This window comes from Microcoleus sp. FACHB-672 (genome assembly GCF_014695725.1).
Taxonomy (GTDB): domain Bacteria; phylum Cyanobacteriota; class Cyanobacteriia; order Cyanobacteriales; family Oscillatoriaceae; genus FACHB-68.
Window position 1 is genome coordinate 19,910 of sequence record NZ_JACJOU010000006.1, and the last position, 13,540, is coordinate 33,449.

Consider the following 13,540-nt stretch of genomic DNA (forward strand, 5'->3'; position numbering starts at 1 on the left):
TATAAAAAAATGAACTTCTTTATTGGGTGCGCGGTTTGGGCTTATAAAGGCTGGATGGGAGAACTTTATCCACCGGCATCTAAACCAAAAGAATTTTTGCAACTTTATAGCCGGCGATTTACAACGGTTGAAGGCAACACTACATTTTACGCCATTCCAGATAAAGAAACTGTTGCACGGTGGAGAGCAGAAACACCGAAAGGTTTTGAATTTTGTCTCAAATTGCCGCGAGATTTAACGCATAACGGTTTGTTGCAATCTTCGATACCGGCAGCTTTAAAATTTTTAGAGCAAATGCAAGAATTGGGCGATCATCTCGGCCCGATATTTGCCCAACTTCCCCCTAGCTACAGCCCAGAATTACTCGACGATCTCACCGGCTTTCTCGAAGCTTGGCCGCGAAATGCGCCCTTAGCCCTAGAAGTGCGCCATGCTGACTGGTTCAAAGAACCCCACATCAGCAGATTAAATGCAGTTTTGCAAGAGTTAGGCGTTGGGCGAGTATTGCTCGATACTAGACCTGTTTATAGCAGTCCAGAGGACGCCCAGTTGCATTTATACCGGCGCAAACCCCAACTGCCGGTGCAACCGACGATCACAGCACCCTTCAGCCTGATCCGCTTCATCAGCCATCCCAGCCGGCAGCACAACGAAGCATTTTTAGAGGAATGGGTTTCTCTCGTTGATGGATACTTGCGTCAAGGCATCCGTGTTTATTTCTTTGTCCACTGCCCAGTTGATGAAAAATCACCTGGAACTGCGCGGTATTTCCAACAGTTACTTGAACAGCAGAATGCGCCGGTGCCGGCACTTCCTTGGGACACGATTGAGCAGACACCGACTCAGTTAAATTTGTTTTGAAGTTGTATTAGAGGGGCATTGGGCATGGGGGATTGGGCATTGGGCATGGGGCACTGGAAAACTCAGAACTCCATCTCCCCACTCAAAACTCAAAACTCCTCATTCCTCACTCAGAACTCAGAACTCAGGACTCAGGACTTAGGACTTAATCGCGCCGGCAGCAAAAACAAAAAAACGCCCCCAAAAGAGTGGGCGTTCCAGTTTTTTTTGTCACAATCAGGATGCATGAGATTAAATTACCATGCTGGGGGGTATGACCCCTCATTGTTTTACAAAGTGTGATATTTCGCCATAGTCCGAAACAAAAAAAATACATTTCTAGCAGTATTTTTCTGGCCGGCAGCCCGAAAAAGCTAGTTTAGAGCAGTTCAACAAGACCCGTCGATCCGTCAATTCGCACCGTCTGCCCGTCGTGTAACAGATGGGTTGCATTGTGAATATCCATCACCGCAGGAATGCCATATTCACGGGCAACAATCGCACCGTGAGAAAGACGCCCTCCCACTTCAGCAATCAAGCCGCCGGCACGCGCTAAAACAGGTGCCCAACCAGAATCGGTGTAAGGCACGACTAAAATTGTCTGCCGGTTAATCTCTGGAATTGCCTGCAACCCGCGCAAAACTTTGACTCTGCCCTCTATTTGCCCTGGACTGGCACCAATGCCTTGCAGCCTAGATTTAGGCTTTTGCGCTGTAAATAGTGGCTGGAGGCGAGGCGCGTTGCCATAAACCACTCGCGCCACAGTTAATTGCCGGTGTTGTTCGAGTTGAGATCGCCGGTGGCTAATTAACTGAGGTAGTCGGTTAATGATTTGCGGATTGCCGGCAACGATCTGGCGAACCTCATCAAACTCCAAAAAGAAAATATCCCCAGCTTCAGAAAGTAACCCTGACTGCAACCACAGCGTCTCCAACGCAACAAAATTCCATCGCAACTGTGCCAATAACTGACTGTAAACTTCTGTCACCCGTCCTTTCAAATTAACGCGACGCTGCAGGGAGTTTTGAGTTTTGAGTTTTGAGTTCTGAGTTTTGAGTTCTGAGCTTTGAGTTAAGAATTGGGTAAATAATTCGCGCACCGGCACAGGGTTTTCCTGCCATCGCGGCACTGCAATATCCGTTGCCACCTCGCTTAAATAGCCGTAGCGGTTGAGTAACTGGTCAAACTCTGCCAAAATTGTCTGACCTTCGGGAATTTCCGCCAACCTTGCGAAGAAATCTGGGCTTTGAGGATTTAATTCCTCAAGATTGGGCAGTTGCCGGCGCGTCTTATCGGCTAGTTCTTGAAGCGATCGTAGTGCCGCAACTTCTGGCAATTGGCTATTATCCAAATCTGTCTCATTCACTTTAAATAAAGCTTGCCGCACCGCTAAACTCAGGGGTGCGAGGATGCTGTAATAAGTTGCTCGCTTCAGCGCTTCTAAAATTGAGTCTATTTGCTGTAATAAGGCTGAGGGGGAAAGCGCAACAGAGGAAGCGGGAGAGAGAGGGAGATTGGCTAACGTTGGGGCAAAATAACGCCGGCTATCCTGCTGAAAATCTTCCTCCAATCGCCACTCACGGCCTAGTAAATGCATCAAACCGGGTACTTGCTTCAAAGTTGAGGTGAGCGGCGGTTTGCTAAATTTAGCGCCACGTGTCAAGAATTCTAAACTTTCGGGCGGAAGACCCATGCGGAGGAAAATTTCGCCGAGTAGGGAGGCATTGAAATAAGCGTGAGAGTAGTGGAGTGTGGCAGTTTCGTTGAAATCCAAACCGGCAGCATCGGCACCCAAAACAACTGTAAAAATCTCTCCCCAAACGCCGCAGGTGAGGGGGCGATTAATCGACCAAGTCAAGGGGCGAATCAGTCCGGGGATGACTTCAGCGGCAATTTTACGCGTCCAAATTGGGAGTAACGTGGTAACGGGACGGGATTGTAATAGCCACAGGGTTTGGCCGTCGTAAGTCCACTCAATATCTTGCGGGATGCTGTGGAATCGGGCTTCTAGATGCCGTGCTAAGAAAGCTACTTGCCGGATCAGTTGCGGTGGCAGATCGCCGGTTTCGCCTTCGATTTCTAAATCTAAGCCGGCAGGCATGACCCAGTCGGGGGCACTACTCACCTCGGCATCGGGGACAAAAACGCGATATTGTTCTGGGGTGACTTGCCCGGAAACCACCCGCGAAGCGTTTCCCGGTAAGGCTTCAATCACTACTGCATCGCCTTGCCGATCAATCGGATCGCGGCTGAAGGCAACGCCGGAGAAAACGCCTTGAATTTGCTGCTGAACGAGTACCGCCATAGATGCTTCTGGGAGGTTGCGATCTTGACGGTAGGTTTGCGCCGCCGGCCGGTTATAGGATTCCTGACATTGGGCAATTGCATCGTACAATTGCTCTCGGCTTCTGACGTTCAAAATGCTTAGATATTGACCGGCAGCGGAGGCTTGTTCCGAGTCTTCTCCAACAGCGGAGGAACGCACCACAAGCGGCTGATTTTCGGACGGGTGCAGGAAGTCTACCAAGATTTGAGGGTCATCGCCTGCCGGCAGCACCCACCCCATCGGCACAGGATAACCCCAACGCTTTAACTGAGAGAGAGTTGCAGCTTTTTGACCGACTTTACCAGACTCTAGCTTTTGCTCTAGGGAAACAATCGCCCGATCTCCTCGAAAAAAGCGAAACACTTTTTGAGAATCCTCCTGTGCAGATGCCGGTGTTAAGTCTAAGTCATCGGGAATTTTTTGATAGATCCAGCCTAGCAGCCCACTGAGGGTAATTGCTGCCAGGATTCGCGCCCCATTGTAGGGGTGCAGCAGTGCCAAGGTGAAGGGAAATAGCACCAAAAACGCCAGCCGTCCCAACTTGCGCTCTCGCAGGATTGTAAAACTAATACCGCCAATTAAAAATACGAAGCCGGCGACGCGCGGATCATGAACAACGACACCCCAAACTAAATTCGTGGTGCCGGCACCTTTGGCGATCCAGAACCTGCCGAGAATCAGGGCGATTAGGGAAATTAACTCCCACTCTGGGTTTGAGGGAAAGAAATATCTCGCCAGCAAAACTGCTGCAATGCCTTTACCGGCTTCTGAGAGTACCGCCAGAATGCCGGCTAAGTTGCCCCCGTGATAGAAAGCCGCAGAAACTCCCACATTGCCGGTGCCAATTCTGGCTAATTGTCTGCCCGTGAGGGCGCGAGTAATCCAGGCAATCAGAGGCAGTCCGCCTAAAAGCGGGCAAAGCGTGAAAATAAGTAGAGCTCCCAAAACCTGCGTTAGCGTCATATTGGATTTTGATGGGTGAATTTTGGATGCAATACCAATCTAGAATTTAAAATTACTTTGCCTGGTAAAAAAACTGATAATTTTAACGGCTGCCCTTCAAGATGCTTCACCGGCGCAAACGGTAACACAGCGCTTTGTCGAAGTGTACCGGCTCAAAGGACTTATCAAGCGTGATCGTTGTCTCACTGGCACCTAGAAACAGATAGCCATCAGGACTGAGTACCTGCCGCAGTTTTGCCAAGATGGCTTTTTTTGTTGCCACGTCAAAATAAATTAAAACGTTACGCATAAAGATGATATCCATCAGGGGCAAGGCCGGCCAATCGGCAGCTAGGTTGATTTGGCGAAATTCAACCATCTGGCGGATCTGTCGTTTGAGTTGCCACTCATTATCCTGCTGCTGAAAATATCTCAGTTGTTGTGCCGGTGTGAGTCCGCGATGGATTTCTAGTTGAGTGTAACGACCTTCACGAGCGCGAGTTAAGATTTCTCCAGAAATATCACTGGCAATGAACTGCACATTCCAGCCGGCGAAAATTGGAAAATACTGATGCAGCAGCATCGCTATACTATAAGGCTCTTGGCCGGTGGAGCAGGCGGCACTCCAAATATTGAGGCTTCGCTCGCTCAAACGCTGTTTCAAAAACTGGGGCAGTAAGACTTTTTTCAGCGCCTCAAAGGGATGAGTATCGCGAAAAAACGAGGTTTCATTTAACAGCATCGCCTCGATTACTTGTATATGAAGTTCGTTAGGCGGCTGAGTTCTTAGCAGCGCCACAAATTCTTCAATTGAATTGAAACCGGCTTGCTGAGCAATTGGGGCTAACTGTTTCTCTACACGGTTTGCCTTATCCGCTTCCAGCGAAATTGCAGCACGATCACGAAGTAACTGGCAAATATAATTAAAGTCATCGCTGCTAATAGACATTTTACAACTTTTTTTTACGAGCAATTCTGTGACAAATGAGACACTTTAAAATCTCAATTTCTTAAACTGCCGGCTATTTCTCCCAAAACTTACCGATGGCAAAATTTTGAAAATTCACGGTTAAATTTATATTTAATTTAAACAGGTTTTTCAAAAGTTCTCGCTTGCCCAGGAAATAATTAAGTCGGCTATGGGATTAAATTACAGTTAAATATCTGACATTAGGGCGAAATGCTCTTGCAGCAACTTATGGGTGAATCGATAACGTTTGCCTGTACGTTGCAAAAACAGTTGCTTTGTCGCGTAGTCGAGAAAACGAGCGTAATTCCAAGGAATATATCCATGCCGCCAAAGAATAAAACGCAGCACAAACTGCCGTACCCCAGAAAAACCCGGAATAAACCCACCCATCAGTGCCCCACCGATTTGATAGAGTCGATGCTGATCTGGAGTTTTTAACCAATTTGGCGGCATTTTTTCTAAGGAGAACTCTGTCTGATTTTCTTCTTCCAGCCTTTTTGCTAGCCACATTAGCCAATACCGGCTTTGTTCTGGGGTGGGTTGTTTTCGGAGGTTAATGTCTCGTCCGAGTTGCCGGCGAATATAGGCATTAAACAAATACTGACGTCGCTCTTTATTAGAAGTCAGGCGTTTCCAAGAATAAATGAGAATTTCTTCATAGGCTAAAGCCATCATATTCAAAAATAAAGGCGTTTTAGCCAATGCCATCAAGGGCATATCGGTTTCAATGTTGTACCATAGCTCTCGACTTCTGGCAGCCATTAAATAATGACGAATTTGAGATGAATTGAAAGGTCGCAAAAAGATTGCTCCTTTAAGTCTCAGCCGATAATTGCACTTTTTGTAATCTTCAAAGCGCGTACAAACAACGATCTGTGACAACTGCGGAGTTTTTTCCAGCAGTTGATTAATTGCCTGAATCCAATCTTCTTGTTGACGTAACTCTAGTTCATTCAAACCATCAAATAGCAACAATAACTGGCCGTTTTCTAACCAATTTTGAGCGATTTCAAGACGCACGCCATATTTATATTTCAGTTGGCTAACCAGCCAGCCGACAAGGGGTTGTTCGTGATCATTCCAACCGGATAAATGCAACAAAACCGGCACCTTCGCAGCACTATCTTGTTCAGCGAGATCGCACAATTCCTTTGCTAACTCTAGTTGGGTGGTGGTTTTGCCCGATCCGGGTGCGCCTAAAATCAGCAGTTTGCCGCCGGCTTGATCGAAGGCGGTCAGAATGCTGTCAGAAGGTTGTAGCCGGAAGCGAGGCTGTTTAGCAATTTTTACATCCACATCTGGGCGAACTGGCTGGGGTTGTTGATCTTCGCCCAGGTTAACCAGAACTGCGTTGTGCAAGGACTGTTGTAGCCGCGCTGTGACTTCATTCTTAACAGCCGTCAACAACTGCTGCCGGTTCCGAAAACTTTGCTTGTCAGCAGCAGGTGCCGGTGGGGTAGATGCCAATTCACTGTTAGATTGCATGGAACGCAGGGGAGAGGAGGTGATAGCGAGAAGGGGAAAGTGGGAGAAGCCCAACAAGCATCAGTAATTTTGTCTTAAAAAGCAAGTCTTCTGAAAAACCCAGACCCGAACGCAGCCATAATACCAGTGCCAGGGTAAGTTTTAGCATGAAAGATGCTGACAAGTCCGCAGGGGCTAGTTTGTCAATATACAGGTGGATTGCAACGCTGGGTAATCGTTGCCGGAATTGTCAGACAGGGACGTATTGCTTTTTTTGAAGAAAACTTGACGACCGTAAAACTCCTGCCAAACTTGTAGATATTTATAGAATCTTGTTGCAGGAGTTTGGTCAGTGAAACATGAAATTCGCTACAAACCATCATTTGCCGCGATTTTTATTACTCTGAATCCCGGCGATAGCATTACCGCTGAAGCCGGCACGATGACGAGTATGGATGCTCGCATTACGATGAAAACTCAATTGTCTGGAGGTTTCTTCTCCGGCTTCTTGAAAGCAGTATTTGGCGGGGAATCTTGGTTCGTTAATACTTTTACAAATGATACTCAGCAACCTTTCAGTTGGTTTTAACACACTCATAGTTTCTTCTTTGGGTAAGCTATTAAGAATGAATGAATAATTTAGTTCTAAAAATCCACCACCAAGCAACCGAAAACTATTGACTATTCTAGCTATTTTTGTCGGATTTATCACCGTTATTATTTACATAATTTGGCTATTGGTGAGTAACTTAGTTTGGTTAATTCCGCCGCAAATTGAACAACAACTCACTGCCGTTATCACACCGGCTTATGAACAACTCGCCCAACCATCGTCGGCACAAGATAGCCTCAATCAACTGCTAGATCGGCTGGAAACCCAACTGCCGGTGGCAAAGCACACAAAACGCAATTACAGAGTTTTCTATGTCCCGCAAAATACCGTCAATGGATTAGCGCTACCGGGCGATATCATCGTGGTTTATGTCGGCTTACTTTCCCAAGTCAAGTCTGAAAATGAACTAATGATGATTTTAAGACATGAACTGGGCCATTTTGCCAACCGCGATCATTTACGGGGCATCGGGCAAGCGTTGCTGCTCAAATTCACTCTTGCGGCTATTTTTGGAGATATCGGCAGATTGTCAGGAATTATAGCATCAGCAGTTGAATCAGTATCTAGTGCCCAATATTCTCAAGCGCAGGAACGCCAAGCCGATGATTTTGGTTTGATGTTATTGCAAGCAACTTATCAACACGTAGCCAGCGCAACAGACTTTTTTGCGCGACTTAATCGTCAGTCTGGAATGGATTTTGCTTTTTTAGCCTCCCATCCCTCTCCCCGAAATCGTGTGGATAGATTAAACCGACTGATTAAAGAACGCCTATATCGAATGGACAAAACTAATCCCCTGCCGGCAGCCTTAACTAACTTAGAAAGTCTCGATCCTTAAAATTTTTGTCTTTCGCAAAAGTAACTTTATTGTCTAGGTTTATTTTGGTTTAATTTAAATATCCTAAGTTCAGCTAATTTTAAACTTGAATTCCTATCAACACGAGGTAAAAATGAAAAACTCACAATGGATTGTCGTTGGCCTAACTGGAATCGCTACCGCAGTTGGAGTTGCCTATGCAGCCGTTCAATTAAAAACAGCAGAACCCGAGATAAATACCTCAAATAATATAATCTCAAATCCTACCCAATCACAACCGCTTCAACCTAGCATTTCTCCCTCTCCTAAACCAACAGATACACCTTCACAAATACCCAACTCAGTTAATACTGCAAAACCCGATCCAATCGCCGTCACACCACCCAAAGACGGATGCAAAATCAGCACAGCAGTTGTTGCAGATCCTAACCCGCCCTTAAATGTCCGATCCAGCCCCCAGATAACTGACGGAAACATAATTGGTCAGCTTAAGAATGGTGCATTTGTTGGTGTTACTGAAGAAAAAAACGGCTGGCTTAAGATTAGTGAACCCGAAGGCTGGATTTCTAAAAACCGGACAAAAAGCACCTGTCCTCTTGTCACTCAGCAAATTAGTTTTCCACCAAAAGGCGATTCCGCAATTGTGAAAGGTGAGATTATTGGCGGCGGCAGTCACTCTTACAAGCTTAAAGTGGGGGCGGGTCAAATAATGACCGTTAAGAAATTAAATTCTGTCGGAGTTTTCCCCACAATTATTGATCCCAAAGGGCAACTTTTAGCCGGCAATCCTTACACAGATGGCAACCGAACTGAGTGGACGGGAGAACTTCCGCTTGCTGGTGACTATTCCCTAGAAATGGACTCAAATTTTAAGGGATTTGTCTATGAATTTTTAGTGGAAGTGAAGTAATCAGTTGATTCGTTTGTATCGCTGCGTTAGCGTTGCGCCAGCAATTTTCAATCGCCTGGAAGTGACGGGTTTCGCTTTCGCTCTACCCATCCTACTATAATTTCTGATGGGTTTCGCTCTCGCTCTACGCATCCTACCGTAAAGGATAGTTATATTTTGGTTTAGAAATTGCGCCGAAACCAACATCGAGAATCGCAAAATTTTGCCAATCTGTTGCATCGAAATGCCACCATTCGCTAGATATGGGAGCAAACCCATGTTTTCGCATCACTTCCTCAAGCAATTGGCTGTTTTTTTGCGCTTGGGCACTAACATCTGTACCTTGATAATTTCTGCCGGCTCGTTCTGTAAAATCATCAAAAGCAGTCGGCATTTCCAATTCTTTCCCATTGCGATCCACTAAGGTTACATCAACCGCCGCACCCCGATTATGACGGGAACCTCTAGCAGGATGGGCAACATAACGTGCATCTGGCAACACTTCCCACATTTGTTTTGTAACAGCTAAAGGGCGATAGCAATCAAAGACTTTCAACCCCAATCCTCTTGCTTGCAAATCTTCTTGAACTCGCGATAGTTTTTGGGCAACACCGGCTCTCAAAATACATCTCGCTTCCGGATAAAGTTTTCGCTTTAAGAAATTATTAGTTGTAGCATAGCGAATATCCAGCTTAATATTGCGATTCACAGACTGAAGATCCACCAACCGCGCCCAATTTGGCACTTGATAGGCAGCCAAGCTTTGAGCCGGAATAGAGTTAGGTTCAGGGAATGAGGATGACATAGCAATGGCGGGTTGTTGAGAGAATGTAAAATTTTGCCATATCACTGCTAGAAATACCAGCAGCATGACAGTCAAAAAATTTCTCGGACGGCTTATCTTCATAAACTTAAATTTTGGCGACAACTGAACTATTCCACTCAATTCTCTGGAGATCAGGCTGACAAAATTAATATATTTGGAAAAAGATGTAAGTGAGTGCAAATCGGAGATAAAATCGACCCACGCTTTACCTCTACCGCTAATGATAAAAAATAGGATGATGTTGCTATGAAAGACAATAGACGGCAGAAAATTTCATTTCAAGCTTCCTGGCTGAAGAATGCCGGCTTGGCGTGTTTAGCCGGCTTGCTGGCTACTGCCTGCACACCGCCAACCGACTCACCATTACCTTTACCGTCTGAGACACCGGCGCAGGCACCCGCGCAGGCACCTACCCAGCCGGCTCAAACAACACCTGTAAAAGCTGCTCCTGCCAATGTACCACCGGCAGCCGGTCAACCCCAAGCCTCAAATCCAAAGTGCGAAATCTCCAACGCGAAAATTAACGATCCTAAACCACCCACTAATATCCGATCTAGTCCGGAAGTCAAACCAAACAACATTGTGGGGAAAGTTGAGAACGGCAGAGTCGTGTCTGTTAAAAGTGAGAAAAACGGCTGGCTTCAAATTACTGAACCGATCACAGGTTGGATTTCTAAAAGTGTCGCGGAAACTGAATGTAAGGAAAAAAACCAGCCGATTTCCTTTCCACCTAATCGCAATTCAGCCACGATTTCAGGACGCTTTATCGGCACCGGCACCCATAAATACACCCTCAAAGCCAATCAGGGTCAAACCCTCACCGTCACCAGCCTTAAAGGTTCTTTTCCCGCAATTTATGGACCCGATGGTAAATACCTCGGTGGAGATCCTAATATTACGAATAGCCCTCCTTGGACAGGCAAATTGCCGGCTACTGGCCAGTATAGCCTCGTATTAGAGTCGTACTTCAAAGGATATGACTATCAGTTTTCAGCGGAGTTAAAGTAGAGAGTTTGATGGGTGGGCGAGTATTGCGTCCACCCATCAAACTTAAATACCCAGCCGTTGGTAAACTTGGTCAAGGTGCCGCAATTGGTGCTGCGGATCGAAACAAGCTTCAATTGCTTCAGGCGACAATTGTGCCGTTACTCGCGCATCTTTGGCGATTAAATCGTGGAAATTCCCATCAGGTTGATTCCAAGCTTGATGAGCACACGACTGTACAATCGCATAAGCTTCTTCGCGACTTAACCCCTTTTCCACCAAGGTCAGCATTACTCGCTGGCTGAAAACTACGCCCCCGTAAAGATTCATGTTCCGTTGCATGTTTTGGGGGTAGACGAGCAGGTGTTTCATCAAATCGGTGATTTCCGCCAGCATGAAATGGGTTAAAGTGCAACTATCCGGGAAAATCATCCGCTCAACGGAACTGTGCGAGATGTCTCGCTCGTGCCAGAGGGCAACATTTTCCAAGGCAGCAACAGCATGACCCCGCACAATTCTCGCCATGCCGGTTAACCGTTCCGAGCGAATCGGGTTACGCTTGTGGGGCATTGCGGAAGAACCTTTTTGCCCTTTCGAGAAAAATTCTTCAACTTCTAGAACATCTGTGCGCTGCAAGTTGCGGATCTCCACAGCAAACCGCTCGATGGAAGCAGCGAGGAGTGCCAGATGTTGCGCGTAATTCGCGTGCCGATCACGTGATATCACCTGAGTTGAGGCGGTATCGGGTTCGAGTCCGAGTTTCTGACAAGCGAGCGCTTCCACACGCGGGTCAATATTGGCGTAGGTGCCTACCGCGCCGGAAATCTTGCCGGTGGCGATCTCTTGACGAAGATTGCACAGGCGTTCCCGGTGGCGCAATACTTCCGCTAACCAGCCGGCGAGTTTAAACCCAAAGGTCATCGGTTCGGCGTGAATGCCGTGAGAACGACCGATCATGACGGTATGCCGGTGTTGCTGAGCCTGGTAACGAATTGCCTGAATTAAATCTTCCAGGCGTTCCATCAGCACATCCAAACTCGCCACCAGTTGCAGTGCTAAAGCTGTATCCAGCACATCCGAACTCGTCAGCCCCAAGTGAATGTAGCGACCGGCTTCCCCTACATACTCGTTGACATTTGTCAAGAACGCGATCATGTCGTGGCGAACTTCAGCCTCAATTTCTAGCACCCGCTTCGGGTCAAAATTCGCCTTTGCCTTAATTTCTTCAACCGCCTCAGATGGGATATAACCCAATTCAGCCTGAGCTTCACAGACTGCGATTTCTACTTGGAGCCAGGTCTTCAGCTTATAAGTATCTGTCCACAGTTCGCCCATTTCGGGCAGAGTATACCGCTCGATCACAGTCGGCCACAAACTACAACTGTCCTATTGTACAACCGCTCGGCATCCGCGCTTTAAGCGATTGGGCAGATTGCAATGCCGGCAACCCCGCTTCTTTTGAATATTTCGTTTGTTTCGGATATTTCGTTTAATGCAAAAAGAGTGTTACATTTGTAGTTAGTAGCTAACATCAAGATCCATTTTGTAGAAAGAAATGGATATAGAACTAAAATGTTCAAACAAAGAGCGCAACTTGAGTCAGTTGTAGTGAAACAACAAGATGCCGAACCAATTCGGCAATTAGAGCAGCTACTCAGTAAAGAAGCTTCACAAGCAAAATTAGTGGGAAGCAACGGAGAAGAAGTTCTAATTCCTGAGCCGGTTTACCATCTGCTATGCGATATTGTTCACATGATGGCATCAGGTCAAGCTATACACTTGATTCCCCAAAATCACGAAGTCAGCACGCAGGAAGCCGCTAATGTTTTGAATGTATCACGGCCCTATTTGGTCAAGTTATTGGAGGAAGGAGAAATTCCTCATACTAAAGTAGGAAAGCACCGACGCATTCGTTTTGAAGATTTAATGGCTTACAAAAAACAGCGAGACAAAAAGCGCAGTCAACTTCTGGATAAGCTCATCGAGATGACTGAGGACGCAGACTTATACGACTACGGCGAGTAATTTAACCGATTAAATGGATAACGTTGGTGCTGTTTTAGATGCTTGCGTTCTCTTTCCTATGTATCTGCGCGACACCTTACTTTCCACCGCCGAGGCTGGTCTGTATTTGCCATATTGGTCGCACAAAATTCTGGATGAGGCAGTGGGCAATATTGTTAGTACGGGGAAAATGTCGGCTGAGAAAGCTATGAAGCTTGAGGAGATAATAAAAAAAGCCTTTCCTGGAGCAATGGTTGAAGTACCCGTAGGTCTAGCAGACGTGATGGCCAATCACCCGAAAGACCGTCACGTTCTGGCTGCGGCTGTAGCTGCTAAGGCGGATGTGATTGTTACCGATAATCTCAAGGACTTCCCACCAAAAGCTTTGGCTCCTTGGAACATAAAAGTGCAGTCGCCAGATGACTTCCTGAGTGACTTATTTGATGAGTACCCAGACGAGGTAGCTCAAGTAATACAGCGACAAGTTAATAAGTATAAAAAAACCAAAAAGGATGTGCTGGAATTACTTGATTTTTATGTTAAAAATAACGTGATCTCAACATTTGCTAGTCATCTATTGTTTTATCAATACAGTGAGGAGGTTGTAAAAACGGTCAAAAAAGCATTAAATAAGTGCGGAAGGTCGGCACCAGAGGGAGGCCAATTTCTTGAGGGAGAGAAGTATCGCCTCTGGCAGCAAGGACAAACTCTTACAGTTATTGCTAAAGATAGTCGAGGGGAAATCTTGCGAGTTCAAGATAGTGAAATTATGGGAGAACTTTCACCGGCAGATGTCAAAGCCTTCCAAGCTTTCCAAAAGTTTGCTTTAATTTTAGACTAAAGGTTGAAAACAACGGGCATATAT

At 46.3% G+C, this 13,540-nt stretch carries 13 protein-coding genes; 8 read left to right on the forward strand and 5 right to left on the reverse strand.

What is annotated here, in order from left to right; all coding sequences use genetic code 11:
* Positions 1-9 precede the first annotated feature (9 nt).
* Positions 10-861, forward strand: coding sequence for a DUF72 domain-containing protein (locus tag H6F56_RS02845; RefSeq protein WP_190665348.1), 852 nt, complete (start codon positions 10-12; stop codon positions 859-861).
* A gap of 358 nt (positions 862-1,219) precedes the next feature.
* On the opposite strand, the gene H6F56_RS02850 is transcribed toward H6F56_RS02845, so the two are convergent.
* The 3 genes from H6F56_RS02850 to H6F56_RS02860 form a co-directional block, all read right to left on the reverse strand.
* On the reverse strand, positions 1,220-4,129 hold the full coding sequence (locus H6F56_RS02850; protein ID WP_190665349.1) for a glycerol-3-phosphate acyltransferase: 2,910 nt from the start codon (positions 4,127-4,129) through the stop codon (positions 1,220-1,222).
* 106 nt (positions 4,130-4,235) lie between these two features.
* A complete protein-coding gene (locus H6F56_RS02855) occupies positions 4,236-5,057 on the reverse strand; it encodes a CheR family methyltransferase (protein WP_190665350.1) in 822 nt (273 codons plus the stop codon).
* A gap of 207 nt (positions 5,058-5,264) precedes the next feature.
* The gene (locus tag H6F56_RS02860) at positions 5,265-6,563 is read right to left on the reverse strand and encodes an NACHT domain-containing protein (protein WP_190665351.1); all 1,299 of its coding nucleotides are present in this window, start codon (positions 6,561-6,563) and stop codon (positions 5,265-5,267) included.
* Between the two features lie 153 nt (positions 6,564-6,716).
* Between H6F56_RS02860 and H6F56_RS02865 the strand changes: the two genes are divergently transcribed.
* The 4 genes from H6F56_RS02865 to H6F56_RS02880 all read left to right on the forward strand — a co-directional run bounded on the left by H6F56_RS02865 (position 6,717) and on the right by H6F56_RS02880 (position 8,882).
* Positions 6,717-6,860, forward strand: coding sequence for a hypothetical protein (locus H6F56_RS02865; RefSeq protein WP_190665352.1), 144 nt, complete (start codon positions 6,717-6,719; stop codon positions 6,858-6,860).
* Between the two features lie 34 nt (positions 6,861-6,894).
* Positions 6,895-7,131 carry an AIM24 family protein gene (locus H6F56_RS02870; protein WP_190665353.1) on the forward strand — a complete coding sequence of 79 codons (237 nt, stop codon included), beginning with the start codon at positions 6,895-6,897 and terminating at the stop codon, positions 7,129-7,131.
* Between the two features lie 88 nt (positions 7,132-7,219).
* The gene (locus H6F56_RS02875; protein ID WP_190665354.1) at positions 7,220-7,993 is read left to right on the forward strand and encodes a M48 family metallopeptidase; all 774 of its coding nucleotides are present in this window, start codon (positions 7,220-7,222) and stop codon (positions 7,991-7,993) included.
* 112 nt (positions 7,994-8,105) lie between these two features.
* Complete coding sequence (locus H6F56_RS02880; protein ID WP_190665355.1) at positions 8,106-8,882, forward strand: SH3 domain-containing protein; 777 nt, start codon at positions 8,106-8,108, stop codon at positions 8,880-8,882.
* Between the two features lie 133 nt (positions 8,883-9,015).
* Here the strand turns inward: H6F56_RS02880 and H6F56_RS02885 are convergent, their stop codons facing one another.
* Entirely contained in the window at positions 9,016-9,768 is a 753-nt protein-coding gene (locus tag H6F56_RS02885) for a M15 family metallopeptidase (protein WP_190665356.1), read from the reverse strand.
* A gap of 165 nt (positions 9,769-9,933) precedes the next feature.
* On the opposite strand from H6F56_RS02885, the gene H6F56_RS02890 reads away from it, so the two are divergent.
* On the forward strand, positions 9,934-10,695 hold the full coding sequence (locus tag H6F56_RS02890; protein WP_190665357.1) for an SH3 domain-containing protein: 762 nt from the start codon (positions 9,934-9,936) through the stop codon (positions 10,693-10,695).
* A 42-nt stretch (positions 10,696-10,737) separates the two neighbouring features.
* On the opposite strand, the gene purB is transcribed toward H6F56_RS02890, so the two are convergent.
* On the reverse strand, positions 10,738-12,033 hold the full coding sequence (gene purB, locus H6F56_RS02895) for an adenylosuccinate lyase (protein WP_190665358.1): 1,296 nt from the start codon (positions 12,031-12,033) through the stop codon (positions 10,738-10,740).
* 210 nt (positions 12,034-12,243) lie between these two features.
* Between purB and H6F56_RS02900 the strand changes: the two genes are divergently transcribed.
* Together H6F56_RS02900 and H6F56_RS02905 are read left to right on the forward strand one after the other, a co-directional pair.
* Positions 12,244-12,696 carry a helix-turn-helix domain-containing protein gene (locus tag H6F56_RS02900; RefSeq protein ID WP_190665359.1) on the forward strand — a complete coding sequence of 151 codons (453 nt, stop codon included), beginning with the start codon at positions 12,244-12,246 and terminating at the stop codon, positions 12,694-12,696.
* A gap of 13 nt (positions 12,697-12,709) precedes the next feature.
* Positions 12,710-13,516 (forward strand): PIN domain-containing protein, encoded by an 807-nt coding sequence (locus H6F56_RS02905; protein WP_190665360.1) that lies wholly within the window; start codon positions 12,710-12,712, stop codon positions 13,514-13,516.
* Positions 13,517-13,540: the final 24 nt, after the last annotated feature.

Excerpts from the sequence above, each read along its gene's own strand:
- H6F56_RS02845 (WP_190665348.1), top strand. The coding sequence starts at position 10 with ATGAACTTCTTTATTGGGTGCGCGGTTTGGGCTTATAAAGGCTGGATG.
- H6F56_RS02850 (WP_190665349.1), bottom strand. The coding sequence starts at position 4,129 with ATGACGCTAACGCAGGTTTTGGGAGCTCTACTTATTTTCACGCTTTGC.
- H6F56_RS02855 (WP_190665350.1), bottom strand. The coding sequence starts at position 5,057 with ATGTCTATTAGCAGCGATGACTTTAATTATATTTGCCAGTTACTTCGT.
- H6F56_RS02860 (WP_190665351.1), bottom strand. The coding sequence starts at position 6,563 with ATGCAATCTAACAGTGAATTGGCATCTACCCCACCGGCACCTGCTGCT.
- H6F56_RS02865 (WP_190665352.1), top strand. The coding sequence starts at position 6,717 with ATGCTGACAAGTCCGCAGGGGCTAGTTTGTCAATATACAGGTGGATTG.
- H6F56_RS02880 (WP_190665355.1), top strand. The coding sequence starts at position 8,106 with ATGAAAAACTCACAATGGATTGTCGTTGGCCTAACTGGAATCGCTACC.
- H6F56_RS02885 (WP_190665356.1), bottom strand. The coding sequence starts at position 9,768 with ATGAAGATAAGCCGTCCGAGAAATTTTTTGACTGTCATGCTGCTGGTA.
- H6F56_RS02890 (WP_190665357.1), top strand. The coding sequence starts at position 9,934 with ATGAAAGACAATAGACGGCAGAAAATTTCATTTCAAGCTTCCTGGCTG.
- H6F56_RS02900 (WP_190665359.1), top strand. The coding sequence starts at position 12,244 with ATGTTCAAACAAAGAGCGCAACTTGAGTCAGTTGTAGTGAAACAACAA.
- H6F56_RS02905 (WP_190665360.1), top strand. The coding sequence starts at position 12,710 with ATGGATAACGTTGGTGCTGTTTTAGATGCTTGCGTTCTCTTTCCTATG.